The sequence below is a fragment of the Pleurocapsa sp. PCC 7319 genome, assembly GCF_000332195.1.
GTDB lineage: Bacteria > Cyanobacteriota > Cyanobacteriia > Cyanobacteriales > Xenococcaceae > Waterburya.
The window spans coordinates 4,635,190-4,660,832 of sequence record NZ_KB235922.1; the positions used below are offsets into that span (position 1 = coordinate 4,635,190).

A 25,643-nucleotide genomic window follows, 5' to 3' on the forward strand; every position below is an offset into this window, starting at 1 on the left:
GCATTTTCTTTGATCGAGACAACTTGCTATTAGCTCACCATTCTACAATACAAAAAAAGCAGTGATTACACCATTTATTTACTAAATCTTAAAGGCAATTTCCTAGATTTTACTTAATCTTTATTTTTAAGAAAATCACTTCATAATTACTTTCAATGTAAAAATGATAATATTAAAAATTAATTAACCATCTCACCCAGCGCTTGAGAATATAAAATTTAAAAAAGCGCAATGTACACTATTAAATAGTTAATGGTACATTACGCTTATAAAAACCGAATTAAGGCTGAATTTGCTAACTAAATCTCATCCCAACCACTGACTCCAGAAGACATGACATAGCTGGTTACTCCTGCTTCAAAAAAGTTGGCTTTGGTATGACCAGCTTTTTTAGTATCCGAAAATCTTTCTAAGTGTTTATAAGGGCTTTTCTTATATTGTTCATCTGGATAGAGTATCTCTAACCCAATTGAACGTAAACGCATATTAGCCATGTACTTAGTGTATTGTTCTGTACTAGTTTCGGTAATACCCAAAACGCTATCCCCTACAATATGATTTGTCCAACGGCATTCATGTTCAACAGCAGTGTCAAACATTTCATAGATTTGTTCTAAGGAATGAGGGAATAACTGCATCGCTTCTGGTAGTAGTTTTTGATAAAGTCGGACATGACTTAATTCATCACGGTTAATCATCTTAAAAATATCGGCACTACCAGGCATCAACATCCGTGAGGCTAAATTATAAAAATAGATAAAACCATTGTAAAAATATATTCCTTCTAAGAGGTAATCAGCCAACAAAGAAACAAAATAATTTTCTGGAGTAGGACAATCGACATATTTTTGATAGATAGAAGCAATAAATTCACAACGATCTGCCAAAACTTTATCTGTACGCCAAAAATCGTACACAGTGCGGCGGCGATCGCTTGGTATTACAGTTTCGATAATATATTGATAGCTTTGATTGTGCATTCCCTCCTGAGAGATTTGCTCTGCCATACATACGCTTACCTCTGGAGCAGTCACACAGCTTTTAATATGAGGAATATTACAGGTCTGGACTGAATCTAAAAAAGTTAAATAGCTCAGAATTCCATCATAAGCACGACGCTCTTCTGTGGTTAGATTCCAGTAATCAGTTACGTCTTGGGTTAAATCTAGCTTTTGGGGAATCCAAAAGTTTTCTCGCATTTGTTGATATAAGCCAATTGCCCAAGAGTATCGCACGTCATTCAACTGCATTAAATTGGTTGTATTGCCAAACCAAATAGAGCGATTTTCCACCCGATCATCTCCACCAGGATTAAAAATAGGATTGGCAGACATGGTGCTCTGAGGTTGAGATAAAAATGAAGTCATAGAAATTTAAATTTAGAAAACACTATATACGGTGCTATAGCCTAACAAAAATTCTTATAAAGCACTAGTAGTAGGTATAATACTTAGCTTAACTCAATTGTTATACATTCTTATTTATTCCCTGTTCCCCATTACCTGTTCCCTCCGAGGTAATAGCCTTGGTAAAGGGCTTCGCCCTAGCTATCAGCTAAGAATTAGCCAATTCTAAGCCTAGTCCATTCAATTAATTGAAAACTGCTATAAACCTAATTAATTCTTGATTTGATTAGTATTCTGATGATTGATTGCCGCAATATATTTGGCAGGATCTTCGTGTTTACCATTAACTTTCAGCCGAAAATCAAGATGAGCTCCAGTTGACCAACCTGAGCTACCGACTTGGGCGATCGCTTGATTTTTCCAGACTTTCATCCCTTCCTTAACGGTAATCGAACTATATTTTAAATGACCGTAGGTAGCTATCTCACCATTACCATGATCTATTTCAATCCAGTTTCCTAACTGTCCTCCACAAGCGAGACTACCAAAGTCCAGACATCCAGAAACAACTTTAGTCACAATTCCATTACCGACTGCCACTACAGGGGAACCTAATGGCGCACCGTAATCAATTCCTTGATGAAACTGTAACTGATTACTGTATGGTCTTCGACGCCAACCAAAAGGGCTGGCAATCCTTCTGGTTTCTGGTGCAGGATTGGTCAGCTTTGTATTTTCAGGTAAAAAAGAACTATTTTCTTGGGGAAACGAGACAATCAAGTTGCTACGCGAAACTTTGGGAAATTTAGGTTGTGGAGATAGAGGGGTAGTTGGTTGAATATAATTGTCAGGATGACTACTAGCTACAGGAGTAAGTGATTCTATCGAGGGTGTATTTTCAGACTTCAAGTGAAGCCATCTTTTCCAAGAAAACACGCAGCTTGAAGAGGTTGGCTTGCTAAATATTAAACGCTGCCTACAATCTGAACCCACATCGCTTGGCAGCAAGACGTTAGCTATTTTGTGTAACCATAAATCTGAATCAATTTCTGGCGTTTTACCGACTACTAGATCGAGACAGCTTTCTTCAGATGCTTTACAAGAATCAGTAATATTACTACTGGTGACTATTGAGGAAGTTTCGGGACTCGATATTTTTTGATTGCGGGGAATGATTGCTTCAGCCAGGTCAATTGGAGTTATTCCTGCTATTAGTAGTCCTAGTAATATGCTCCTCACTTTCATTTAAAAAATTATTTAGATCTATTATTTACCTAAAGTTCATGTTAGTTTTGTTCTTTACATATATTCACATACTTTTAACTTTTGTCAAACTTTTAACTCTTATAATCAACACGAGATAATACTGATACACATTTTGGAAACAATACTCATGAAAAAATATTTAGGAGTTTTATCGCCACAAAAACTGCGTAAAACTTACTTGGTCTCAGTAGGTCTAGGTTTAGCAACTATGTTGATTGGTTGTGGCTCACAACAAGCTCAACTATATGAAGCAACCGCTGAAACTACCCTTACTTGGAGAGTTAATTACACTCACGATCCCTTAGAGGATAAACGAGGAAGATATGAGACATTTGAATCAGTCTCTTTGGTTAACCGTAATGGAGAAAAGCCAGAAGAAGCAGTGTTTCAAGACGACAAAGGTATTTGGTGGCCCAAAAATCCTCCCAAACCTACTGTAGATGAGCTGGAAGCAGCTAAAAAAAAGCCCTATGAAAAAATTGGTAAACCCCAATTGTTACGTAAGGTTGAATATCGAGTTGAATACGATCAAGATGGTGAAAGAGTCAATTTACCCACTAACTATTCTGTTTATCGACAAGTGGTCAAAGCTTATCCTGATACACCGTTAAGCTTTACTATGGGTCTAAATAACGGTTCTGTCGAAAAAGCAACACCAATAGCTAACTAGGGTTGACTGAAGCTAAAATTTGAAAATTTAATCTGGAAAAAGCTCTTAGCTATCAGCTTTTAGCTATTAGCTTTGACTACAATCAGGCTACTTATATATTGATATAATTCGTATTGATACTAATTAAGCTAAATAATATTTTAGATATCAAAATTAAAGTTATAGTTCACTTGATAATCCTGATCTATTTTTATGACTAATTCTCCTGAATTAACCAAACAAGAAGAATTGAAATATGGAGAAAGAGCGATCGCCGAAGGAAAATTAATCACTTTTCCTAATCCCCGAATTGGTCGCCAATATACGGTCAACATTACTTTGCCAGAGTTCACCTGCAAATGCCCTTTTTCTGGTTATCCTGATTTTGCCACAATTTATCTTTCCTATTCTCCAGATCAGACAGTGGTAGAACTGAAGAGCTTGAAACTATATATAAATAGTTATCGCGATCAATATATTCCCCACGAAGAAGTAGTAAACCAAATTCTCGATGATTTTGTGTCTGCTTGTGATCCTCTGGAAGTTACTATTAAAGGTGATTTTACCCCTAGAGGTAATGTTCATACAGTAATTGAAGTGCATCACCAAAAATAGGAGAGTTCGGAGTTTGTAGGGGCGAACTACGGTTCGCCTCTACTTCTGTTGAAGACAAATACTTCTGTTAGAATAAGAGATATGAAGATTTGTTAACAACTTTAGGCAAGGGAATATAGTAAATGAAAAGTGAAATTAAACCCAGCGTTACTCCAAATTTAGAAGACCCTAAGTTTGGACTTAACTCTTATTCGGAACGACTAAATGGTCGTGCCGCCATGATTGGTTTTGCGGCGATTTTGATCATCGAATATATGACTGGTAAAGGCTTACTAGCTTGGCTTGGTTTGCAATAAAGTCTCTACTCTCCTAGATGTTGGCTATTAGCTAATTGCTATTAGCCATTAACTAAATACAGCTTTAAGATATTCTCGACGCATTGAAGCGATCGCATCTAGAGAAATTCCCTTAGGACATACAGCCTCACATTCCCCATGATTAGAGCAATCACCAAAGCCTTCTGTTTTCATTTGGGCTGTCATATTAAGCACTCTCTGTTTCCTTTCCGGATTTCCTTGAGGAAGTAATGCTAGATGAGAAATCTTAGCTGCCGTAAACAAAGATGCTGATGCATTAGGACAAGCTGCAACGCAAGCACCACAACCAATACAAGCAGCATAGTCAAAAGCGCGATCGCTATTTTCTTTAACTACAGGTAAGGAATTGGCATCGGGTGCGGCCCCTGTATTGACTGAGATAAAACCTCCAGTAGCAACTATGCGATCGAATGCTGAGCGATCGACTACTAAGTCTTTGACTATTGGGAAAGCTTTAGCCCGCCAAGGTTCAACAGTTATAGTATCTCCATCTTGAAAAGTTCTGAGATGCAACTGACATACCGCGGTTTGTTTCTGTTCTCCGTGTGCTACGCCATTAATCATTAAGCCACAAGAGCCACAAATTCCTTCTCCGCAGTCACTATCAAATGCTACCGGTTCTTGATTATTTTTTATTAGTTGTTCGTTTAAAACATCTAGTAGTTCAATAAAAGACATATCAGGATGAGCATTAGGAACACTATATTTAACTAGCGTTCCTGGACTTTCAGAGTTAGGTTGTCGCCAAATTTTTAAATTGATTTTCATTGGTAGTATGGCATATTAGGCTATTTATCAAATTATTAACTTTCAAAATCGCAGATAGTATATTAATTGAGATGTTAACTCACTATCAAGATTTAAGCGGTGTTTTAGCTCAATGATATTGCAATATTTGCCATTTTTTTGGCGTTCTTCGATTATTTTTTGAGCAAAATCACTATCTACTCCAACAATAGTTGCAATTTCATCGGCTGAAGCTGTATTAGGATTTATTTTCTCTGGACTTAAAGAACTTAGACGATCATAATAAGCGAAAGTTAAAATCGGCTCAAAGGGTATAATGCGATGCAAAGGAACATTAATTGCCGCTGCTACATCTTCGAGGCAAACTAACTGTACTCCCATCTGAACTAACTCTACCAGCGATCGCGCCTGATGAATAGAAAACCCTGGTAGTCGCAACCAATCATCTACTGTCGCCTGATTAACATCAATGCTGATTCCTAAATCCACAGCGATCGCAACTTCGCGTAAAGACTGAAAACGATAGTAGGGGTCGTTGGCTATTTTATTTCTAATTCCAATTTGGGACAGTTTAAACATAGAATTTTTAGATGTTAACTGTTTAGGAAATATGCTCTAGTAATTGACGACGTTTTTGCTCAAATTCATATTCTGTAAGTAAGCCATCTTCCCGCAACCGGTCTAACTCTCGCATAGCATCGGCGATCGCTTTTACTTGGAGAGAATTGTTGAAATTTAAATTATATTGGCTACTACCATTAAATTGGCGCTCAAACTGTTCCAAATCTTGTACCACATACCAAATTGCATCTATGGCGGCAGCAATCCGCGGAATTGGGGTCGACCATAGCAGTATATACATCATGCCCCATAGTGGTTGTCCTAAATATAATTTATGGAGTCCGGCGATCGGTGTAACAGTTCCTAATAAAGCTAATGCCACCGCAACACGACGTTTCTTGTGATGTTTAAAAAATTGGTCTAGCACTGACATATAAATGACATAAAAATTTGTAAATTTGAGTGATCCCGATAATTGAATTTACTTTAGCTTATATTTTTGAATTGTATCGAGATTATAGTCATTTCAATAATTAAGCTAATTACCCTAAAAAAACTTGACTTCCAGAAGACGACTTCAAGACCTCTTGGTCAATACTCCCCTGAGAGTATTAATTTAGCTTAAAAGCTTCTGCCTCCTGCCTTAATCTTACTTTTAAGTATCGTATCTAAACAGAACTTGGTATTAGATGCGATCGCTGAAATTGCCATATTCTCTAAAATTCACAGGCAAAAAAACTACTTAATAAGAGGTGTTTTCCGATATAAAATAAATATTAAGCAAATATTATTCGGAATCCCATGCAACAAAATTTATTCCCAGAAAAGCTATTACAATCTCTGGACGAATTTGTTCAACAGATGCACCGACTCAATAAAGCAGACAACCCCAAATTAATTGTCAAAATAGTTACTAATTGGACACAAGCACAGCCTTTACTAACTAAAAAACTTCTACAATACCTCCTACAATCAGAGCATAAAATTTGCCGAGGTCAAGAAAGGATAGCCGTAAAAAAAATCATTTTAAATAAATTAATAAAAGAGTTTGAACAAGATAAATTAACACTTGAGATTAGAAAGCGCTTATATCAAGAAGAATTAAATACTGTAATTAAATGTGATAAATCTATTATTACTAATAAAGATAGGTATTATTTAATAAAATTACAAAATAAACTAGGATTATCAACACAACAATGTCAAGCAGTTAAAAAACAAATTTTAACAATTAAAAGTTCTCAAGCTTTTCGGCAAAACAATGATCTATTTGATAATCAAAAAGTTAAATGCAAACAAGTAAAATCCGATTTCTACAAGGCTCAAACTACTAATAAAAAATCAATAGAGACTACTTCTGATCCAACTAGCAATTATCAGCAAGTACGCTTCACTAATCAAAAAGTTTTTATTGAAAATAAGCAATCAGATGTGGTAAAGTTACAGCCCAAAAAATGGTCTTGGCTGCTATTGGGCATTCCTTTTCTATCATTATTTATTAAAGGTTTTGGCTGGAATAAAAACTCTCAACTTAATATTGCTAACAATCATAGTTTACAGCAACAAGATATTTGTGTTGATTTAACCAGTAGCCAGTCACCACGAATGAGTCTAGGAAATAAACTATTATCTCAAGAATATAATCATCTCCAACCCCAAAGCAAAATCACTTTAAATGAGGGAATAGCTGCCTTTTCGAGATGTGAATTTTCAACTGCTAGAAATAAGTTTCAGCAATCTCTTGGTTCAGATATCAATAATCCTGAGGCTCTAATCTATGCGAATAATGCTCAGGCAATTACTCAAGAGAATTTTATGATTGCCGTAAGTGTTCCTTTGGGTAGTAAACCGAAAGTTGCCTGGGAAATTTTGCGTGGTGTGGCTCAAGCACAAGCAGAGATCAATCGGCAAGGAGGTTTACAAGAAAGACTCTTGTTAGTTGAAATTGTTAATGATGACAATGATCCTGAGATTGTTCGTCAGGTAGCCAAAAAACTGGCAGCAGATAAAAATGTCTTAGCTGTAGTCGGTCATAATGATAGCGATTCTTCGCTTGCTGCTTCAGAGATTTATCAGAAATATGGTTTAGTCATGGTTTCTCCTACCAGCAGCTCCACAAAGTTATCGGGTGCTGGAAGCTATATTTTGCGAACAACTCCCAGCGTAGCGATTATGGCCAATACCTTAGCAGATTATGCCTTATCAAAATCCTCAAACAAGATTGCTGTCTGTTTAGATTCTGAAAGTTCTGCGAGCACTTCTTTTGCTCAAGAATTCATGAAAGCAGTACACCAAGACTACGGAGAGATTGCACCAGTTAAATGTGATTTTGCTCAAAGTAATTTCAACCCTCAAAAGGTAGTTGAACGAGCGATCGCAGAAAATGCTGATGCTCTATTATTGGCTGCCTCAGTAAAAGGAATAAAACCGGCAATTGCCGTTGCCAAAGTAAATCAGCAAAGATTACCTTTATTTGGTACTCACTCTCTCTATACTTTTGAAACAATTCAGCAGGGAAAAGATACAGTTGCGGGAATGGTTTTGACTGCTCCTTGGCTAGCAGATAAAACCAAAAATTACGATTTTACCCAAACAGCGATGGAATATTGGGGTGGTCAAGTCAATTGGCGAACAGCTATGGCTTATGATGCTACTGTAGCGATTATTCAGGGGCTAGAGCAGTCTGATACTCGCTCAGAATTACAGTCTGCCTTGACCCATTCTAATTTTTTGGTCGATGGGGCAACAGGTGTATTTTACTTTGAGCAGGGCGATCGCTTGGGAGAAGTGCAGCTAGCTCAGATTACGCAATCAGCTTTAAATCCTCGTAAATATGAGTTTTCACGATTAAATTTAGATGACACTATCAGTAAACCTCAGCCTTAAAAACTTGAACATCGAGTAAAAGATTAAATCTCCTTCAGGTTAATCTTTTCTAATTCTTGCCATAAAGTTTGCATAAATTCTTCTGTATTATTGAGCTTCATCTCGCCAAATGCCGCTAATTCTTCTGGGCTATATTCGCGATCGCTACCCATAATATCTTGAATCCAATAGGGTAAATCGGCAGGGTTTTCCATCAACATTTGACAGACTTCTAAAGCATCTTTGCCTAATCTTTGATCATCTAATTTTGCTGCCAAACAAAACTTTAATAATTTAGCCAGATTGCTTTCTGGAGGAATTGCCAGTAAAGCAGCCATATATTGTGCTAATACAGATTTTGATAAGGTCATTGCCAATATTTTCTAGTTTTAATTAGTTATACCCAGATAATTATGGGTGAGTAGAGCCATCGGGCATGGTTGCTCCCTTAAGATAAGCTTGGCGTAAGTCTGATTCGTTTACCTTGGCATCTTTTAGATTAGCACCAGTAAAATAGGCATTGTGTAAGTCTGCACCACTCAAATTAGCACGACTGAGATTAGTACCACTCAGATTAGCATCTCTTAAATCGGTACAAACTAAATTGGCATGACTTAAATTAGCACTACTGAGATTGACATAACTCAATTTGGCAAATCCCAAATTAGCATAACTTAAATTAGCATCTGTAAAGTTAACGCGAGCCAAGAGAGCATTCCCTAAGTTGGCATGACTGAGATTGGCATTGCTGAGATTAGCTTTAGTTAAATTAACATCGCTCAGATCGGCTTTGGGCAAATTAATTTTGGCTAAATTAGCGTTAGGAGCAATCAATCCCTTTAAAGGAACTCGGTCTTCATTTAAATCTTGTAGAGCTAAAATCCTAGCATAGCTAACTTTGACCCCATTAGCATTATCGATGGTACTCCAAGCTTGATAGTGGAATTCCTTTTTGCGATCGGGTGTTTCTTTGATATACAAAACCAATGCTACTAAAAGGCTAATGGCATCTGCACCTTCTAAAAGTTCTGCTAAAAATGTCTCATCGTCAGCAACTAAATAGAGAAATGATAAGAAAAATGCTGAACCAACTGCAACTGCCCAAGTGGGTAACGCCCAAAATTCTTCTAGTAGTTTATCTAAGATTGATCGAAGTAGTGAGGCAAGAGAAGTAATTTTTACTGTTTGTTTTTCTTGATTACTCTTAAACTTTGCATTAAGGCGATCAAAGGAAACAAACGGTTTTTTAGGAGAAACTTCAGTTTCTAGGGGAATTTTATTAACTGTATGTCCAGAAGCACCTTCGAGCATCATGTTGGTAACAGTATTGTAGGTTGTTACCCAAGCTTGTTTGACTTCATCAGTCCAATCTTGTTGAAGATATTCGGCAAAGGTTTGTAAAAGGATATCCCCCACTAAAGGATAATACTGGGGGAGTGTACCGTATTGTTTATGTCTCGACCCTAAGTCAGCCAAAATTTGCTTTAATATTTCTGGTTGTCGCAGACTCTCTACCAATAGCACCAAAGAATTAATAAATTTTTTCTCCTGCTTGCCGATATCAGTTTTGGCGAATAATTGTTGAGTTTCAGGATAGGCAGCAAACAGATTTTGATAGAAACTCGCAGCAAAAGCTGAACCTTGAGGTTCAATTTTGGCAAAGCTTTGTTCTACAAGTTCGATTTGTATATTTTCAGGTGAAGTAGAAGTTGTCTTTTTATTTAATTGAATTGGCTTTGGAAATTGTGGTGCTGACTCTCTCTCTTGTTGAATAACAGTTGTTGCAGTCTGAGGAGTTTGTGGCTGAAGTGATGTATCTACTCCTGCACCTTCAAGCATCATGTTAGTAACTGTATTATAAGTTTCTATCCAAGCTTGTTTAACTTCATCAGTCCAATCTTGTTGCAGATAATCGGCAAAGGTTTTTAAGAGAATTTCGCCAACTAAAGGATAATATTGAGGTAGTGTACCATATTGTTTATGTCTTGCCCCTAGATCGGCCAAAATCTGTTTTAATATTATTGGTTGTCGTAAACTTTCTACCAATAACACTAAGGAATTGAGCAGCTTTTTCTCTTGGTTTTTCATATCCGTCTTGGCAAATAATCTTTTTGTTTCGGGATATGCTATAAATAGATTTTGATAAAAACTATGGACGAAATCTCTGGATTTAGGTTTTATTAGCTCCAAGCTTTGTTCAATTAATTCAATTTTTAATGACATTATTTATGGGTACTTACTAATTTATTAATTATTCCTCAATTAATAAAAAATCAACGATTGCTTTTGGGCAAATACAGATATTAATTTCTAAATTTCGTCTAATTTAAAGTCGTCAATATAGAGCAAGAACAATCCTAATACAATCGTTAAAATAGAACGCCAAAAAGGTTGGATAGGAATATCCCAAAGCAATCCCCAAATACCACACCAAGATACGATAATTGCCAGCAAAGTATAAATCGTTGATAGATTAGGATGTTTAGTCTTAAAGTAATGAAAAATCTTTTCTCTAGTATTCATCTCTGCTATATTTTTTTCTATATGAGTCTTTTTCATCAAGACCAACTCTGTAAGAGATAAATCGTCCACAAGAAGTAAAAAAAGACCAAACATCAACAAACTTAGATGACGAATAGGTACTGATAAAGAAATTTCAGGGGGAGACTCTGCCATTAAATTAATGCCATGTGCCCACGAATCCGAAACGAGGACTATGCCACTCCAAATAGCTATTATATTAATCGTCACGTAAAGAGTGTGTAGATTCGGATACTTTGTTTTTAGCAGACTAAAAAATCTTTCTCGCCAACTTAGTGGAGATAAGTGCCTTTTCTTTTGCTTGCTCATATTAGAAATAACTAAAATTCATTTCTGCATTCCAGCATATAGTATGCGCGAGAGCATGGTCTGGGGAAAGTTCCCCCAGAGATAAATATAGTTTTGAAGGATAAATTAACAATAAGATAGTTCAGAATTAAGCGTTATTAATCCACATCAAGCATCAGTTAATAATTTCATCTTTAAAATCAATTAACAACAGCATATTATCAATCATGATATTTCTCAGATCGTTATTCAGAGGTAACACACCCTGCGCTCCAAACCAACGATCAAAGATCGCAACATTCTCGGGTTTATTGTCTAAAAATCCCTGCATGAATTTGACCAGAGTATAGTTAATCGTGTTAAGAAACTGAGAATTATTTTCTGCCACCATACAGCCAATACCTTCGTGAGAATAGTCACCCACTATTTGAAAATTCTCGGGATTAGAGGTATTTCGTAGCCAGCTTTCGAGTAAAATGCCATCCGAAGCAAAAGCGTCAATTTCCCCTTGCTGTAGTGCTTGGTATCCAGCAGCGCGATCTTTAAAAATTACTATTTCTGCCAGAGGTTGTGCCCGTCTAATTGAACGCTCATTAGTAGTTTTAGCTAAGGCTCCAATCCTTTTTGCGACTAGAGATTCAGCATCCCAAAAATCATTACCACTTTTAGTTAACAATCTTGTTCCTGTGGAGGCATAACTAAAAGAAAAATCAACTTGGCGATCGCGTTTCCAGGTAAAGCTACTGGCATCACAAACAATGTCAACTTGACCATCAATCAATTGTGGAATGCGCTCCTTGGGTTGCAAAGCAACAAGTTCTAGCTCAATTTCTTGCCCTAATTCTTCTTCTAGCTGACTAGTGATTAATTCTAAAATATCTATCGAATAGCCTACTAGCTCTCCACGTTCGTTGCGATAGGCAAAGGGCAAAGCATCTTTACTTGTACCCGCAGTTAATGTTCCGGTACGAGCAATTTTTTCTACTACCTTTTCAGCCGAAGCTGAAGGAGTAGCTAAGAACATCAAACCTAAACTGAAAAGAGAAATAGCAGCTTTTTTTGCCCACAGGGATTGAAACATAAGTGATGCTTGTCTTTTAAAGTTAGTTACTGTATTAGACCAGAAAAGTTAAATCGACCAGTTTTATCACTTTTATTTAAGAATTTGCTAAAAAATATTATTATTTGTGAATAACTAATTTAAGACTAAATCGTGACTCGAATATTTTTAACGATCGCAGGAACATTAGGAGGCATATCAGTAATTTTAGGTGCATTTGCCAGTCATGCCTTAAAAGGAAAGTTAAGCGATCGGGCATTAGAGATTTGGGAAACTGGTACTAAATATCAGATGTATCATGCTCTGGCACTGATTTTAGTAGCTTTACTTCTTAGTCGATTAACCACCACTGACTCCACTTTACTTGTGGTTGCTGGCTATGCCTTTATTGCTGGAATAATACTATTCTCTGGTAGTTTATATGCCCTGAGTTTAAGTGGCATTAAATTGTTGGGTGCTATTGCTCCTTTAGGTGGAGTAGCTTTTATCATTGGTTGGGCTTGCTTAGCTATTGCGGGCTGGAGGTTTGAGTAAAGAATGGTTTAAAGCTAATCTAAGAATTTATTAATTGGCATTAATTAGCGATTTCTCTGGAATCTAGCTGTAGAATCTTACTTGAATCTTAATTAGACTTTAGTATTTTTATTTCGCAGTAAAGCTAAATACTTTTTACATTCATTAGGTCTCTAAACTGACTATTTCTTAACTAATTTATTATGCGTATTGCTCTATTTACAGAAACGTTTTTGCCCAAGGTTGATGGTATTGTTACTCGTTTACGTCATACAATCGATCATCTAGAACGCAATGGCGATCACGTTTTGGTAGTTGCTCCCGAAGGAGGTTTGACTGAATATAAAGGAGCAAAAGTCTATGGTGTGCCTGGAGTCCCTTTGCCATTGTATCCAGAGCTTAAGTTAGCCCTACCTCCTATTGGCACCAAAAATGCGATCGAAGAGTTTCAACCAGACTTAATTCATGTGGTAAATCCAGCCTTTTTAGGAGTTGGAGGTATTTATTATGCCAAAACCATGAATATTCCCTTAGTGGCTTCTTATCATACCCACCTGCCCCAATATCTACATCACTACGGCTTAGGGGCATTAGAGGGATTACTCTGGGAACTATTAAAAGCTGCCCATAATCAGGCTAAACTAAATCTCTGCACTTCTAGTGCGATGGTTCAAGAACTAATCGATCACGGCATTGAAAGGGTTGATTTATGGCAACGAGGAGTTGATACCGAGATGTTTCAACCCCATTTAGCTTCTCCACAAATGCGATCGCGTTTATCTCAAGGAAATCCTGATGCTCCTTTATTACTCTATGTTGGTAGAGTCTCCGCCGAAAAACAAATAGATCAAATCAAACCAGTACTAGAAGCAATTCCGGAGGCCCATCTGGCGATCGTTGGTGATGGACCCTCTAGAGAAGCTTTAGAAACCCATTTTGCAGGAACCAAAACTCATTTCGTTGGTTATCTTCAAGGATTAGAGTTAGCTTCTGCATTTGCCTCGGCAGATGCCTTTGTTTTCCCTTCCCGTACTGAAACCTTGGGCTTAGTATTATTAGAGGCCATGGCAGCTGGTTGTCCTGTTGTAGCTGCTCGCTCAGGTGGTATTCCTGATATTGTTACTGATGGTGTGAATGGTTATTTATTTGAACCAGATGATCCAGATGGTGCAATTACTGCTACCCAATCTTTACTTGAAGCCACAAAAACTCGAGAGGAATTACGACATAATGCCCGCCTGGAAGCAGAACAATGGGGATGGGCTGCTGCTACTCGACAGCTACAGAGTTATTATCGTGGTGTGTTAGATGCCGAATATGCTTTATCGTCAGCTGCCTAATGCAAAAGCAGAGAAGATAATGAACTACTAGCAGCTACTCTGCTACGCTACGTTGAGCAGCTAGTTTCTGATGCTTCGTCTGAGCTAGTTGCTGATATCCTCCGCAGTATTTAACCTTGGGTTTACCAGTAGAGCTAGGGGACTTGCTGGAAAATAGTTTACCCATCACGGGCAGTGAAAGAAGAAAAGTGTGGGTCAATCTAGTTAGCAGACACTTTTCGCTAACTAGATTCCTGCCAACGGAAGAAATCCATTCACTCACTGCGTTGAGCCCAACTAAGATTCAGCCTAACTTCTCCCCCACGTCTACTACTAAGCAATCAAACAAGAAGGTGAAGTTCGCGTATTAATTTTGCTAATAATTTTTGATTTTAAGTTCTTCCGATTAAGGAGGAATAATCGTCACATCCCATCGCGGTAAATTTTCCGAAGATTGCCAAAATAGATAGAAAAATTCTAAGTCTGATGAGTTAACTGTTATTCCTTTGTTATAGTTATTTTCTATCAAATGAATTTGGGGATTATTGCCTTTCCACTTCATGTTTGAGGCTCAAGATAAAACCGCTTCTCTTGAGTCCAAAATTGCCCCATTCCAGTAGTTTTCTAAGATGGCCCAACATCGTTCAACGGGATTATATTTACTATGATAGGGAGGGTAATAAATTAAACGAATTCTTAACTGTGTCTCCCTTGAAAACTGCACGATCCGCTTAATAAATTGAGTTCGATTACTGCGTTGTGATGCGCCATTATCTAGGTTGATTACTAGCTCTTCTACGGATGAGTAATGACTTTGATTTTCTCGCCACCATCGACTTAAACAATCGACAATAAAATCCGAGGTTTCAGCAGATGTGCCAAAATAGATAGAAAAGTCCCCTCCTTGGACATCCAGAATTCCTAATGGGACTAAAACCTCTGACCATTGATGATCATGATCATCTGCTTTTAAGGATTCTGCCCTTCTATCTTTTCCGACTCTTGATAAATTTCCGACTTGGACTTTCGCTTTAGAGTCGATAGAAATTCTCAAGCTGGTTGGCTCATCATCAGCTTCTTGATTAACTTTAGCTACATTCTCAAAAATCGCATTGGTTTCTGGAATTTTTTTGAGCGGTTTTACTTTTTGTGTTTTTTTAAACGATAACCTATTCGATTTAAAATCTCCCCAATAGTTTGACGAGAAGGTAATTCTTCTTCTCTGTATCCTTTTTCAGAGATTAAGGCTTCTCTGACTGCCCTTGCACTAATCCGACTATACTTAAAAGTCGAGCGAAATTTTGGTTCTGTGCTAGTCTTTTCAGACAAGAGACTTTCTAGATCTTGCCTTAATAAAGGTAAAATCTCCTCGGTTTTCTTTCTTCCTCTAGCTCCATAATTATCGACACAGATTAACCCCATTTCTAGTTCCTTTAATCCCGTAGCGCTCGCTTGTCTTGACCACCCCAATTCCCTTTCGGCTTTTCGAGGTGAATGATTGAAATGGTCTTGGGTTACTTGAGCCATAAATGCTCTTTTCTTGTGTCCAGTTAGCTTTTTCGCTGCATCTTTGAAGGTAAATTTGACTTTTTCAGTCAGCATGCTTGGTTAAGGAAGAAATCAGTCTTTTCCTCAGCTTATTGGGTAATCTATTAATCTGCAAGTCCCAAAGAATTTAAAGCCGAGATAGATAAAACGTATTCTAAACCCGTATTTTGGTCTGGGTCTTACTACATAGCTAGTAGTAGTGGCGTAGCGATAGATCGTTTACGTAAGTATATAGACAATCAAGATAGTCCTCTGGACTGATTTTTCAGGCATCGAGCCTTCAAATCAGTTCGCTATCCCTCCCTACCCTATCTCCACTCCGCTACGATTGAGGGTAGGGACACTCGCGAAGATGTTGTAATCCTAATTTGAACCATGCCTACTACCTTGGCTTTTTTTGCAACATTGATCGCTACTACTTCCTCAGACACTCCTCCTGCTTCAGTAGGGACTCAGATTGTAGTGGCAATAGTTGTAGCATTAATGATTGCTTTTGCCGTTCAGTTTTTGCTGACTAATTTCGGATTGGCAATAGGAATCTCTTTGCTTAAATATCGACCCCAAACTTCATCAAAACCAGCTACTGAATCTTCTCAATCCGAAAACAGTGGCATCAGTGTTAATCTTAGTTTTTTCGCTGGATTGGGAATTTTACTCACTTTAAATTCAGTCTTATTTATCGCTTGTTATTTGGCTGTCAGGTTTAGTACTGCTAACGATCCTGTTTCGGGAGCAACTTTAGGAATTGTTATTTGGTCAACCTACTTTCTGATTTTAATTTGGGTCAGCTACAGTGCGGTAAGTTCTGTGACCAGCTGGGTATTTGGTTCGGTGGCGACAAAATTACGTCAACTAATAGACGCGATCGCCACTTCAATTCAAGGAACAGAGAATCCAGCTTTAGAACTTTTAACCGAAGAAGCAGCAACCAACCTCATCCATCAAGAAATTCAAACTTCTTTGGCAGAATTTGACCTGCAACAGCGCATTGATGATTATTTGCAATCAAGACCGTCACCTGAGTTGGATTTGACTCTAATTAGCCAGGGATTTGCTGATTTACTTGCCCAATTGAACTTAGAGACTTTGGCTGAAACTAACTTATTACAAAAAATAGATCGGCAAACTTTTATTCCTTTAATCGAAGAACGTACCAATCTTTCAACCTCCCAAGTAGAGCAAGTTGTTGAACGACTAGAAAACGTTTGGCAACAAACCGTAGCTGGCTCTGGAGATCTAGATTTGAATACGGAGTTGCTGAAATTTTTACAGTCCGCTAATCCTGAAGAATTACAATTTGAGCAGCTAGTTCAAAGATTAGAACAGTTAGTAGGCAAAGAAACTGAGAATAATTCTTTTGATTTAGATGAGCGATCGCATCAAGTAGCGGAAAATAACAATTCTGATTCCGTCATCAAAAGGTGGAGTAATCTAGACTGGAAAGCAATCAAAAACGCACTGCTTACCAGAGTCGATCTTTCAGATATAGAGCTAGAAGATGTTTGGCATAACCTCCAACCCCTGTATCATCAAATTAATTTTGCAGAAGAAGGGTTGAAGTTACCATTTAACACGATTAGCAACGATGTCGAAGATTATTTATCTCACGCCCCTCCCTGGCATTTAAACTGTGAAAAAGGCTGGCAAGAATTTAAAGAGGTAATTTACGATCCCGAAGCAGATCCAGTACAAGTTCGCTCTGAGCTAGAACAATTTCAGCCAGAAGATTTCGTCGCATTTCTTCAGCAACGAGATGACTTGGGTTCTGAAAAAATCAATGAAATTGCCCAACATTTAGAAACAGTGCGACAAGAGGTTTTGTCTTTGAGCGAGGAAGCAGAATTCTTAGAACAAAAGCAGGAATTAAGCGAGTGCCTGAAAAACTACTTACAAAAAGTTGAACTAAACGAATTAAAAGCGAGTAACCTACCGTTAAAGCTGGAGCAGTTAATAATTGAATCGGGGTTCAGGATAGAGACCTTAACTCAATTTTTGTCCAGTTGGCAGCAACTAGATTGTTCAACCTGGTTACAGCAACGACAAGATTTAGAGCCTGACGAGCTAAAACAGATAACAACACAGTTTGCCCAAATAGGCGATCGCTTGCTGAAAAAAGTCACAGATTGGCAAGCTCAAATATCCTCAACTGCTAAGGAATTACAACAGAAACTGGAATCTTATCTGCGCTACACCAAAATAGATCTTGTAACCTCCGAAAAGATCGATGCCAAGTTAGAACAGCTTTGGCAAGAAGCAGGAGCTAATTTACCAGAAATACAGCAAATACCAGAAATTGACTGCTTGGCGCTGGTAAAAATCTTAGAAAAACGCCAAGGATTAAATGAGGACAGAATCAAGGCGATCGCTATTCAAATCGAAACTAATTGGCAAAAATTAAATAGCTCGGCAATTACAGAAATTTCGCCAATCCAAACAAAATCTGCGGAATTAGTGGAAAATTTCGTCGATTATTTATATCAAGCCCTCCAGAACAAATTAAAGCTAGCAGAAATTGAAGCAGGCTTACCCGAACTATTAGATGATACCAAGAGCGAGACAACTACACGAATCAACCAACAACTAGATCGATTAGATTGGCATGAGATTGAAGCCAAGCTCAATCAGGTTCAGCAAGATAGCGAACTTCAAATTCAGCAGACAATTAAACAGTTACGAGAAAGTATCCGGCGAGTGGCAAAATTCCCCCGACGCTGGAAAACTCGTACTTCTCAACAAGTTGAAAATGTAGTTGATGAACTTGAAGACTTCTTTAGCTACAGTAATAAAATAGAACTCACCGCAGAACGCCTCGAGCATAATCTTAAAAGCATTTTTCATCGCTCAAAAGCATCTTCTGATTCCAATAGTGATTCTGTTGACAAGAATCTCGAGCAGTTGGCAAATATAACTTCTGATGACAATATTAACGACAACATTAAGAAGTCTCTTGCTGCCAGACAGGATATTACTTCCGTCGAAATAGCACAAATTAGCGATCGCTTTATAGCTATTACCGAGCAATTATCCGCAGAGATGAAGACCAAGCAGGAAGAAACTAACGAACTAGTTCAAAATCTACTCGATCGTTTGGGTGATTATTTTAGTTCCCTGAATTTATTTCATCTTGATTACGATCAGATTAAAAATAGCCTGACTAGTTTTGATTTTCAATCTTTGATTGATTCGTGGTCAGAAAAAATCACAGAAATACCTTTAGAAGAATTAGGCGATCGCCTAGGAAAATTAAGTTACGAATCTTTCGCGTCGATTATGGAGACGAAGGAAATACTTCCCAGTTCGAGCTTATCTCAAATTCAAGGCATACAAGATTATATCGCCGAGCAAATTGAAACAATCAAACTGACGGCTTCCGAACGGGCAAAAGCCGTTAAACAACAAACCCTACAGCAAGTAGAAGCCACAAGGAAAGCGATCGCTTCTGCTACTTACTGGATGTTGGCGATCGCCTTTTCTTCTGCTGTCACCTCGGCTTGGGCTGGATTTTTGGCAACTAAGTAGTATTCATTGAAGAGGAATAAGAATAATCATCCCTAGTTCTTCTCCTTCGCTCTTTAGTTTAAAAAAAATAGTTAAAGAGAAGATTTTTATTCAGATGGAACAACCACCTGCATATCCGAAAAGAGCTCAACATAATAGCACTAAGCAAGCTTAATAATCCAATAAACAATACCCAAAGGAGAATAAAGCAATGAAATCCAACTTTTTGACTGAAAATAGTTTTAAATCCTACAATAATGCCGAACAAGAAAGCATTCTCACAAAACAATTGTCTGAAAAATCAAATAGAGCAATACAAGAGTTTTACTGTCAGAAGTTTCTAGAGACGACTCAGCTAGACTATACTATGGCAGGTCATCCATCAGTCGCCCGTTGGGTTATCAATTCTATCGAAGTTAATGATAGCGAGCAGGATACGCACTTTCTATTTGTTTCTGAAGGCAAAGTAACCCTCAAAAGCAATAACGGAGAGTTCTTATTGCAGGAAAATAGCTTTGCTACAGTTCCAGGTAACTTCTCTTTAGATGGTTCGGGACAAGTTTTAGTCGCCACCCTCCTCAACTACACTGGACTTTTCACAATTGGAGGGCCTATTGAACCATTAGGAAGACTGAATTATATTGACGGCTGCTCTTCAACGGTTCTGATTAACCCTTTAAGACGTGGAGAACCCTGCTTGAATTTCCTCTACGTTCCTCCAGGTATATCCCAAACTCCCCATACCCATCCTTCGTTAAGAATCGGACTTGTCGCTTCGGGGAGTGGAACTTGTACTGTAAATGAAGGAATATTCAAGATGGAGACTGGAACAGTCTTTTGTCTTCCAGAAGATAAGTTACATAGCTTCTCTGCAATTGATGACTCTTTAAGAATCATTATCTATCATCCAGATTCTGATGTAGGTCCAACTGATGATTCCCATACCATGCTTAACAATACTTTTGTGGGCGAAAAGTCAGCTAAAGTTCTAGATGCGATTAGAACAAAATAACAGGTTAATCAGAATTGCCTTTTTATTCGTATATTGGAAAGGCAATTTTGTGCGCTCGATCGCGGTTTTTACATTTTTTACATCAGTAGAATATAACTTTCTCACCTTCAATCGAATCTACTGAATAAGCATTTTTAATTTATACAACTGAAAAACACTATTAACTTTAGAAAACCCTATTGAAGAGCTAGTTAACTATGACTGCTTACAACAGATTAATAAACAGTGTTTATTTTTATCAAAAAAACTGGGCTGTTCTTAAGTCGGTTGGGAATACTCTAGTCGAAGATTATGCGATCGCTATGAAGCGCGATCCCGCTGCGAGCCATTGGTTAGAAGTATTGTTCTGTTATCCTGGTCCTCAAGCAATAATTTTGTATCGCATAGCCCATTTACTTCACAACTTAGGCGTTTTCTTTTTGCCCCGGTTTATTTCCCATCTCGGTCGCCTCTTGACAGGAATTGAAATTCATCCAGGCGCGATTATTGGCAAAGGTGTATTTATTGACCACGGCATGGGAGTAGTTATCGGCGAAACCGCAGTGGTAGGAGATTATTGTTTACTTTACCAAGGTGTAACCCTCGGCGGAACGGGTAAAGAAACTGGTAAACGTCATCCCACTTTGGGCTGTAATGTTACTGTCGGCGCAGGAGCAAAAATTCTCGGTAATATTAAGATCGGCAGTCATACTCGTGTTGGTGCTGTTTCCATAGTTCTCAAAGACATACCCCCCAACTCTACAGTAGTCGGCATACCTGGTCGAGTTATTTCTCAGCAAGTTGACACACTCTCATCCTAAATCAAAGATTTAGAATGAGATTCTCAAGACTCACGACATAGAGAAGACTGTAATTAACTTCTAATCACTATTTCTACAGAACTATCAAATTATTAGCAGAATTGAGAAATGATTTTACTTTCAAGCGATACTGAAACAAAGCCGACACAAGCCATGCGACAGGCGATCGCCAATGCTGAAGTTGGAGATGAGCAAAAAGGAGAAGATCCGACCGTCAACCAATTACTAGAACGGGTTGCAGATTTACTAGGTAAAGAAGATGCTCTTTTCTTTGCTTGTGGAACCATTTGCAACTTTGTGTCAATCAAAACTCATACTCGCCCTGCAGATGTGGTCCTAGCAGAACAGATGTCACACATTATTCGAGCCGAATCGGGGGGGGCAGCCTTAAGTTCTGGCGTACTAATGGAACCCATTACTAGTAAGCGAGGAATCTTTACTGTAGATGCACTGGAAGGAGCACTTGAAAGAGTTTCAACTGCTCCTTATCTTTACCGTGCTATTCCACGCTTATTATGTGTCGAGCAAACCCACAATTTTGCAGGGGGTTCGGTTTGGCAGCTTAATGAACTACGTGAGGTTTGCGATTTCGCCCGTCAACAAGATTTAGCCACCCATATGGACGGGGCAAGACTTTTAAATGCAGTTATTGCATCTCAAACTACAGCCAAGGATTTTGCTGCCTGTGTTGATTCTGTCTGGATTGACTTTACTAAAGGACTGGGTGCACCAATTGGTGCCGTTCTTGCGGGTACACGAGAGTTCATCTCTGAAGCACGTCGATATAAACACATTTTTGGTGGCGCAATGCGTCAAGCTGGCATTGTTGCAGCAGGTTGTCTCTATGCACTTGACCATCATGTTGAACGTTTACAAGAAGACCACGACAACGCAACTTATCTAGCTCAAAGACTCAGTGAAATTGAAGAAATTACGGTTCGAGACACAAAACCCGAGACAAACATTGTTTTCTTTGATATTTCGAGACTAGGACTCGACAACGCCACATTTCTTGCTCTGTTACAAGAGCGTGGTGTAAAAATGGGAGCCGTTGGTCACTCAATTCGAGCAGTCACTCATTTAGATGTTTCTCGAGCTGATATTGATTTTGCGGTTGATGCTGTAAGCAAAGTGGCAAAATTGTCAATTGTCAATTGTCAATTACGCTTATTACAAATATAACTAATATATTGATATGGTTTCTATTGAAAAGCAGACTGTGGTAATTACTGGTGCTAGTAGTGGTATTGGTGCATCTTGTGCAAAGATGTTTGCTAAAGAAGGGGTGTCGCTGATTTTGGCTGCCCGTCGCCGAGATAAACTAGAGGTCGTTGCTACCGAAATAAAGCAAGCTTATCAGAGCAAAGTCTACTTATTAGAGGTGGATGTAAGGGAGCGAGGTGAGGTAGAAAAGTCTTTTGCTTCTTTGCCCGAATCTTGGCGTAATATCGACATTTTGGTCAATAATGCAGGATTAAGTCGCGGTTTGGATAAGCTGCAAGAAGGGGATATCCAAAACTGGGAAGAAATGATCGATACTAACGTTAAGGGTTTATTGTATGTAACGCGATCGCTTTTGCCTGGGATGGTGGAACGCAATCAGGGACATATTATCAACATTGGTTCAATTGCTGGGCATCAAAACTATCCAGGGGGTAATGTTTACTGCGCCACTAAAGCAGCGGTTAGAGCCTTATCTGAAGGGTTGAAAATGGATCTGTTTGGTACTCCAATTCGGGTAAGTTCCGTAGATCCTGGTACAGTAGAAACTAATTTTAGTAACGTTAGATTTCGCGGAGATACGGAGAAAGCCAAAAGAGTTTATCAGGGAATGAATCCTCTAACTCCCGACGATATTGCCGAAATTGTTGTCTTTTGTGCTACTCGCCCTTCCAACGTTAATATGAGCGAAGTGTTAGTATTAGCTACGGATCAATCAAGCGCGACGATGGTTAATCGACAAAAATAGTGAACAGCTTAAAAAGTTACTATTTGCAAAATTAAGGGAAAAGCTGCAAAACTTTGGCGATCGCATTGAACTTTCTTTTCTGGCTGCTGTTCATGTTGCTAGAAAAAATAACTAAATTACAATAAAAAACCCAGTCACTACATGAGCAACCGGGATTCAATATTGATTAATATGACTGTTGATCGATTACCCTTAGAAGATTATTCAGCAGCTTCTTCTTGTAAAAGATTTACTTTGACTACTTTGTTTTTTTCTTCTTCAGACTTAGGTAGAGTTAAATTGAGGATGCCGTCTTTGTAGTCTGCGGTAACATTAGTGTTTTGGATACGTGAGGGGAGAGGAATTACTCTTTGGAATTTACCGTAACGGAATTCAGTGCGAGTTTTACCATCTTCTTCTGATTTAGTTTCAGATTTTCTTTCCCCTGCGATCGCTACTCGATCTATCATTACTTGAATGTCTAAATCTTTGGCTGACATACCAGGAACTTCTAGTTTTATAGCACTACGAGAAAACATTAGGACATTTTCTATTCCCTATTCCCTATTCCCTTTGAACCAATATATTATGTCCTAAGCTTAAAGCGTAATGCTATAGATTCAAAGCATCATCAGTTTCAGTTAATTCCGCAGCAGGAGTTTTAGAGAAATTACGAATTAGAAATTTTCAAGCACGACGATGATTGATATGCTGATTTTAATGGTTGAAATATTGAACATTAGTTATGTATCAACTAGAAAAGTGGCAACATTCAAGCTGGCAAAAAGATACTCGCTTTTACTTACTGGAATTATCCCAAGACCTATTTGGCAATTGGATTATTAAACGCACCTGGGGCAGTGCCATCAAACAGGATTTTGGTCGCTCTAACTCCACAATTTGTCCCGACTATCAAACGGGTTTACTCTGGTACGAAAAACAAGCTTCTCGTCGTCAGAAACGGGGATATGTCAGGAGGTGAAAATTTCTAACTTTTGCAAGACAGCCTCTTTGAGCATCAGTGGAGGTAAGTGAAATGCAACGTCTGGCTCATCTGACATTAATCTTCGCTATTGTATTTGCTGTCTTTATCATCACTCCAGCTTTTCTCAGTGGTCAGTTTGCCCTTTATCCGTTACTAAAAAATGGAGATGTTCTAGACCTTTTAACTTCCTTAGTTTTAATTCCTCTTTACTGGTTGCTGTTTCAAATTCATCCTCGACGTTCACCAAACCAAAAGGAGATGCTCGTGTTTCTTCTATTTGCCGCCCTGTGGGTTGAAGGTCAAGGTATGCACTTAGTCGCTAACTCCATCGGACATCTAACATCAGCCGATTCTGGCAGTGAAGTTCAACAACTGACTCATTTTTATGATGAAATACTCAGTCACTATATTTGGCATTTTGGACTTGCGGGCTTGTCTGCACTTTTAATTTATCGACAGTGGCAAAACCCTTTTATCAAGCAACGTTCGGGATTGAAATTTGAGATTACGGCAGGAATTATTCACGGGTTCAACTACTTTATCGATGTTGTAGAATCGGCGACGACTATTCTAGGTGTCCCATTTGCTGTAGGAGTTGTCATTTTTACTTTGATTTGGGGACGACAACATTTACGCCAACAGCCGATTCTGGCTTTCTTCTTTGTGTCTTATTTGATCGCCTGCCTGTTCTTCTTGGGCTGGGGATTGTACTGGGGTGGACTACCGGAGTTTAGCGAGGTAGGAATTATTGATTAACCCTATCACCTCAATGGCGATCGCATTGAACTTTTGTTTCTGGCTGCTATTCAGGTGCCAGAAAAGATCAATAAATTACTTAGTAGCAATAATCGTAATTAAGCCATTGTTAACATCAGACTCAACCTGGCTAAAACCTATATTCTCAAGTTGATTATCTACCCACTGTTTTGACAAGCGAAGCTTTCTATAGAAACTTTTATTTAGTTTCCAGTTACCATTATCTTTCTGATATACAAGATCGTGGACTTTAACTGTTTCTGGTTCATATTCCAAAAAACAAGTAAATATTATATTTTCATCACTTTTCACAGGTATAAAGCGATCGAGTTCTGATAATTCATGGTCAAGTTGGCGAAAGGTAATAATAAACTTGCCCTTGTTTTCTAGTGATGAGAATACTTTTTTAAACAGAAAACTCACCTTATTTTTTGATTCTAAATGAAGAAGAGTATCGGTCATACAGATGATTGACTCAGCTTTACTATCGATGTGCTGCTCGAAATTAATCAAATCATCTTGAATTGTGGTGATATTCAATTTGTCAGAATTTTCTTGTAATTCATGGAGCAATTTTGCATCTAAATCAATAGCAGTCACAGTGAAGCCGAGTTGAGCCAATGGAATTGATTGAAATCCACATCCAGCACCGAGATCGATTGCGATCGCCGACCCAGTTGGGCTGATATTATGCTTGTGGAAAAACTGAAGATTCTTGCGAGTACCCTGATCAAACCCTCCCAACATCCAAGAATAGACATCTGCCAGAACTTGATTGTAATGCTCTTTTACTGTTGCCATACTCTATGACTATGATTAATTATTTCTGATCATTTTAGACACTACTGCATAAAAAAACAGAATCAACTGCTAGTAAAAAGAAGATATAAGCAGCTTCCTCGATAGGTATTAAATAAGCCTTTAACAGTGATCGAATTATTCTTATTGATTTACTTGAGAAACTCGATACTGAAATTATTTTTTTGATTAGTTTATAATTATAAAAAGA

At 38.2% G+C, this 25,643-nt stretch carries 26 protein-coding genes and 2 pseudogenes; 14 read left to right on the forward strand and 14 right to left on the reverse strand.

All coding sequences use genetic code 11. The annotated features are described in order from the left end of the window. Window positions 1–299: 299 nt before the first annotated feature. Entirely contained in the window at window positions 300–1,334 is a 1,035-nt protein-coding gene (locus tag PLEUR7319_RS0125090) for a ribonucleotide-diphosphate reductase subunit beta (protein WP_036800765.1), read from the reverse strand. A gap of 282 nt (window positions 1,335–1,616) precedes the next feature. Next, window positions 1,617–2,591 (reverse strand): M23 family metallopeptidase, encoded by a 975-nt coding sequence (locus PLEUR7319_RS38525; protein ID WP_019507984.1) that lies wholly within the window; start codon window positions 2,589–2,591, stop codon window positions 1,617–1,619. A 148-nt stretch (window positions 2,592–2,739) separates the two neighbouring features. Here PLEUR7319_RS38525 and PLEUR7319_RS0125100 point away from each other — a divergent pair, with 148 nt between their 5' ends. From PLEUR7319_RS0125100 to PLEUR7319_RS41700, 3 genes are all read left to right on the forward strand, one after another. Beyond that, complete coding sequence (locus PLEUR7319_RS0125100) at window positions 2,740–3,282, forward strand: hypothetical protein (protein WP_019507985.1); 543 nt, start codon at window positions 2,740–2,742, stop codon at window positions 3,280–3,282. Between the two features lie 192 nt (window positions 3,283–3,474). Next, window positions 3,475–3,876: a preQ(1) synthase gene (gene queF, locus PLEUR7319_RS0125105; protein WP_019507986.1), complete on the forward strand. Its 402-nt coding sequence runs from the start codon at window positions 3,475–3,477 to the stop codon at window positions 3,874–3,876. Window positions 3,877–3,998: 122 nt separating this feature from the next. Continuing rightward, complete coding sequence (locus PLEUR7319_RS41700; RefSeq protein ID WP_019507987.1) at window positions 3,999–4,172, forward strand: hypothetical protein; 174 nt, start codon at window positions 3,999–4,001, stop codon at window positions 4,170–4,172. A 48-nt stretch (window positions 4,173–4,220) separates the two neighbouring features. On the opposite strand, the gene PLEUR7319_RS0125115 is transcribed toward PLEUR7319_RS41700, so the two are convergent. From PLEUR7319_RS0125115 to PLEUR7319_RS0125125, 3 genes are read right to left on the reverse strand one after another with little or no spacing between them, the layout of a single operon-like run. Continuing rightward, window positions 4,221–4,961, reverse strand: a complete 741-nt coding sequence (locus tag PLEUR7319_RS0125115) for a succinate dehydrogenase/fumarate reductase iron-sulfur subunit (protein WP_019507988.1) — start codon at window positions 4,959–4,961, stop codon at window positions 4,221–4,223. Window positions 4,962–5,003: 42 nt separating this feature from the next. After that, window positions 5,004–5,519 carry a ComEA family DNA-binding protein gene (locus PLEUR7319_RS0125120; RefSeq protein WP_019507989.1) on the reverse strand — a complete coding sequence of 172 codons (516 nt, stop codon included), beginning with the start codon at window positions 5,517–5,519 and terminating at the stop codon, window positions 5,004–5,006. Between the two features lie 22 nt (window positions 5,520–5,541). Next, the gene (locus PLEUR7319_RS0125125) at window positions 5,542–5,934 is read right to left on the reverse strand and encodes an SHOCT domain-containing protein (RefSeq protein WP_019507990.1); all 393 of its coding nucleotides are present in this window, start codon (window positions 5,932–5,934) and stop codon (window positions 5,542–5,544) included. Between the two features lie 368 nt (window positions 5,935–6,302). Between PLEUR7319_RS0125125 and PLEUR7319_RS38530 the strand changes: the two genes are divergently transcribed. Then, window positions 6,303–8,387 (forward strand): ABC transporter substrate-binding protein, encoded by a 2,085-nt coding sequence (locus PLEUR7319_RS38530; protein WP_019507991.1) that lies wholly within the window; start codon window positions 6,303–6,305, stop codon window positions 8,385–8,387. 23 nt (window positions 8,388–8,410) lie between these two features. Here the strand turns inward: PLEUR7319_RS38530 and PLEUR7319_RS0125135 are convergent, their stop codons facing one another. The 4 genes from PLEUR7319_RS0125135 to PLEUR7319_RS0125150 form a co-directional block, all read right to left on the reverse strand. Further along, window positions 8,411–8,737, reverse strand: coding sequence for a hypothetical protein (locus PLEUR7319_RS0125135; RefSeq protein WP_019507992.1), 327 nt, complete (start codon window positions 8,735–8,737; stop codon window positions 8,411–8,413). Between the two features lie 40 nt (window positions 8,738–8,777). Next, window positions 8,778–10,589, reverse strand: a complete 1,812-nt coding sequence (locus PLEUR7319_RS42865) for a globin domain-containing protein (protein ID WP_019507993.1) — start codon at window positions 10,587–10,589, stop codon at window positions 8,778–8,780. An 87-nt stretch (window positions 10,590–10,676) separates the two neighbouring features. Next, complete coding sequence (locus PLEUR7319_RS36650; RefSeq protein WP_019507994.1) at window positions 10,677–11,042, reverse strand: hypothetical protein; 366 nt, start codon at window positions 11,040–11,042, stop codon at window positions 10,677–10,679. Between the two features lie 328 nt (window positions 11,043–11,370). Beyond that, complete coding sequence (locus PLEUR7319_RS0125150) at window positions 11,371–12,276, reverse strand: amino acid ABC transporter substrate-binding protein (protein WP_019507995.1); 906 nt, start codon at window positions 12,274–12,276, stop codon at window positions 11,371–11,373. Window positions 12,277–12,408: 132 nt separating this feature from the next. Between PLEUR7319_RS0125150 and PLEUR7319_RS0125155 the strand changes: the two genes are divergently transcribed. Together PLEUR7319_RS0125155 and PLEUR7319_RS0125160 are read left to right on the forward strand one after the other, a co-directional pair. Continuing rightward, window positions 12,409–12,789, forward strand: coding sequence for a DUF423 domain-containing protein (locus PLEUR7319_RS0125155; protein WP_019507996.1), 381 nt, complete (start codon window positions 12,409–12,411; stop codon window positions 12,787–12,789). A gap of 182 nt (window positions 12,790–12,971) precedes the next feature. After that, window positions 12,972–14,108, forward strand: coding sequence for a glycosyltransferase family 1 protein (locus PLEUR7319_RS0125160; protein WP_019507997.1), 1,137 nt, complete (start codon window positions 12,972–12,974; stop codon window positions 14,106–14,108). A gap of 34 nt (window positions 14,109–14,142) precedes the next feature. Here PLEUR7319_RS0125160 and PLEUR7319_RS40920 read toward each other — a convergent pair whose 3' ends face one another. From PLEUR7319_RS40920 to PLEUR7319_RS43665, 3 genes and pseudogenes are all read right to left on the reverse strand, one after another. Beyond that, on the reverse strand, window positions 14,143–14,370 hold the full coding sequence (locus PLEUR7319_RS40920; RefSeq protein ID WP_144054376.1) for a hypothetical protein: 228 nt from the start codon (window positions 14,368–14,370) through the stop codon (window positions 14,143–14,145). Between the two features lie 123 nt (window positions 14,371–14,493). Then, a complete protein-coding gene (locus PLEUR7319_RS41455; protein WP_158441875.1) occupies window positions 14,494–14,649 on the reverse strand; it encodes a hypothetical protein in 156 nt (51 codons plus the stop codon). 9 nt (window positions 14,650–14,658) lie between these two features. Further along, window positions 14,659–15,689 (reverse strand): annotated as a pseudogene (locus tag PLEUR7319_RS43665) (ISAzo13 family transposase). An 84-nt stretch (window positions 15,690–15,773) separates the two neighbouring features. On the opposite strand from PLEUR7319_RS43665, the gene PLEUR7319_RS39680 reads away from it, so the two are divergent. The 6 genes from PLEUR7319_RS39680 (at window position 15,774) to PLEUR7319_RS0125200 (ending at window position 22,914) form a co-directional block, all read left to right on the forward strand. Next, window positions 15,774–15,896, forward strand: a complete 123-nt coding sequence (locus PLEUR7319_RS39680; RefSeq protein WP_237743689.1) for a transposase — start codon at window positions 15,774–15,776, stop codon at window positions 15,894–15,896. Window positions 15,897–16,010: 114 nt separating this feature from the next. Continuing rightward, a complete protein-coding gene (locus PLEUR7319_RS0125180) occupies window positions 16,011–19,154 on the forward strand; it encodes a hypothetical protein (protein WP_019508001.1) in 3,144 nt (1,047 codons plus the stop codon). A 190-nt stretch (window positions 19,155–19,344) separates the two neighbouring features. Continuing rightward, window positions 19,345–20,145, forward strand: coding sequence for a cupin domain-containing protein (locus tag PLEUR7319_RS38535; RefSeq protein ID WP_019508002.1), 801 nt, complete (start codon window positions 19,345–19,347; stop codon window positions 20,143–20,145). Between the two features lie 197 nt (window positions 20,146–20,342). Next, window positions 20,343–20,945 (forward strand): serine O-acetyltransferase, encoded by a 603-nt coding sequence (cysE, locus tag PLEUR7319_RS36665; RefSeq protein ID WP_019508003.1) that lies wholly within the window; start codon window positions 20,343–20,345, stop codon window positions 20,943–20,945. Between the two features lie 108 nt (window positions 20,946–21,053). Beyond that, on the forward strand, window positions 21,054–22,127 hold the full coding sequence (locus PLEUR7319_RS0125195) for a low specificity L-threonine aldolase (protein WP_019508004.1): 1,074 nt from the start codon (window positions 21,054–21,056) through the stop codon (window positions 22,125–22,127). A 13-nt stretch (window positions 22,128–22,140) separates the two neighbouring features. Then, complete coding sequence (locus PLEUR7319_RS0125200) at window positions 22,141–22,914, forward strand: SDR family oxidoreductase (protein ID WP_019508005.1); 774 nt, start codon at window positions 22,141–22,143, stop codon at window positions 22,912–22,914. 200 nt (window positions 22,915–23,114) lie between these two features. Here the strand turns inward: PLEUR7319_RS0125200 and PLEUR7319_RS36670 are convergent. Beyond that, window positions 23,115–23,414: pseudogene (locus PLEUR7319_RS36670) on the reverse strand (Hsp20/alpha crystallin family protein); the annotation flags it as partial. A gap of 224 nt (window positions 23,415–23,638) precedes the next feature. Here PLEUR7319_RS36670 and PLEUR7319_RS0125210 point away from each other — a divergent pair. After that, entirely contained in the window at window positions 23,639–23,875 is a 237-nt protein-coding gene (locus tag PLEUR7319_RS0125210) for a WGR domain-containing protein (RefSeq protein ID WP_019508007.1), read from the forward strand. 54 nt (window positions 23,876–23,929) lie between these two features. Further along, window positions 23,930–24,634: a hypothetical protein gene (locus PLEUR7319_RS0125215; protein ID WP_019508008.1), complete on the forward strand. Its 705-nt coding sequence runs from the start codon at window positions 23,930–23,932 to the stop codon at window positions 24,632–24,634. A gap of 75 nt (window positions 24,635–24,709) precedes the next feature. On the opposite strand, the gene PLEUR7319_RS0125220 is transcribed toward PLEUR7319_RS0125215, so the two are convergent. Next, the gene (locus PLEUR7319_RS0125220; RefSeq protein ID WP_019508009.1) at window positions 24,710–25,435 is read right to left on the reverse strand and encodes a bifunctional 2-polyprenyl-6-hydroxyphenol methylase/3-demethylubiquinol 3-O-methyltransferase UbiG; all 726 of its coding nucleotides are present in this window, start codon (window positions 25,433–25,435) and stop codon (window positions 24,710–24,712) included. Window positions 25,436–25,643: the final 208 nt, after the last annotated feature.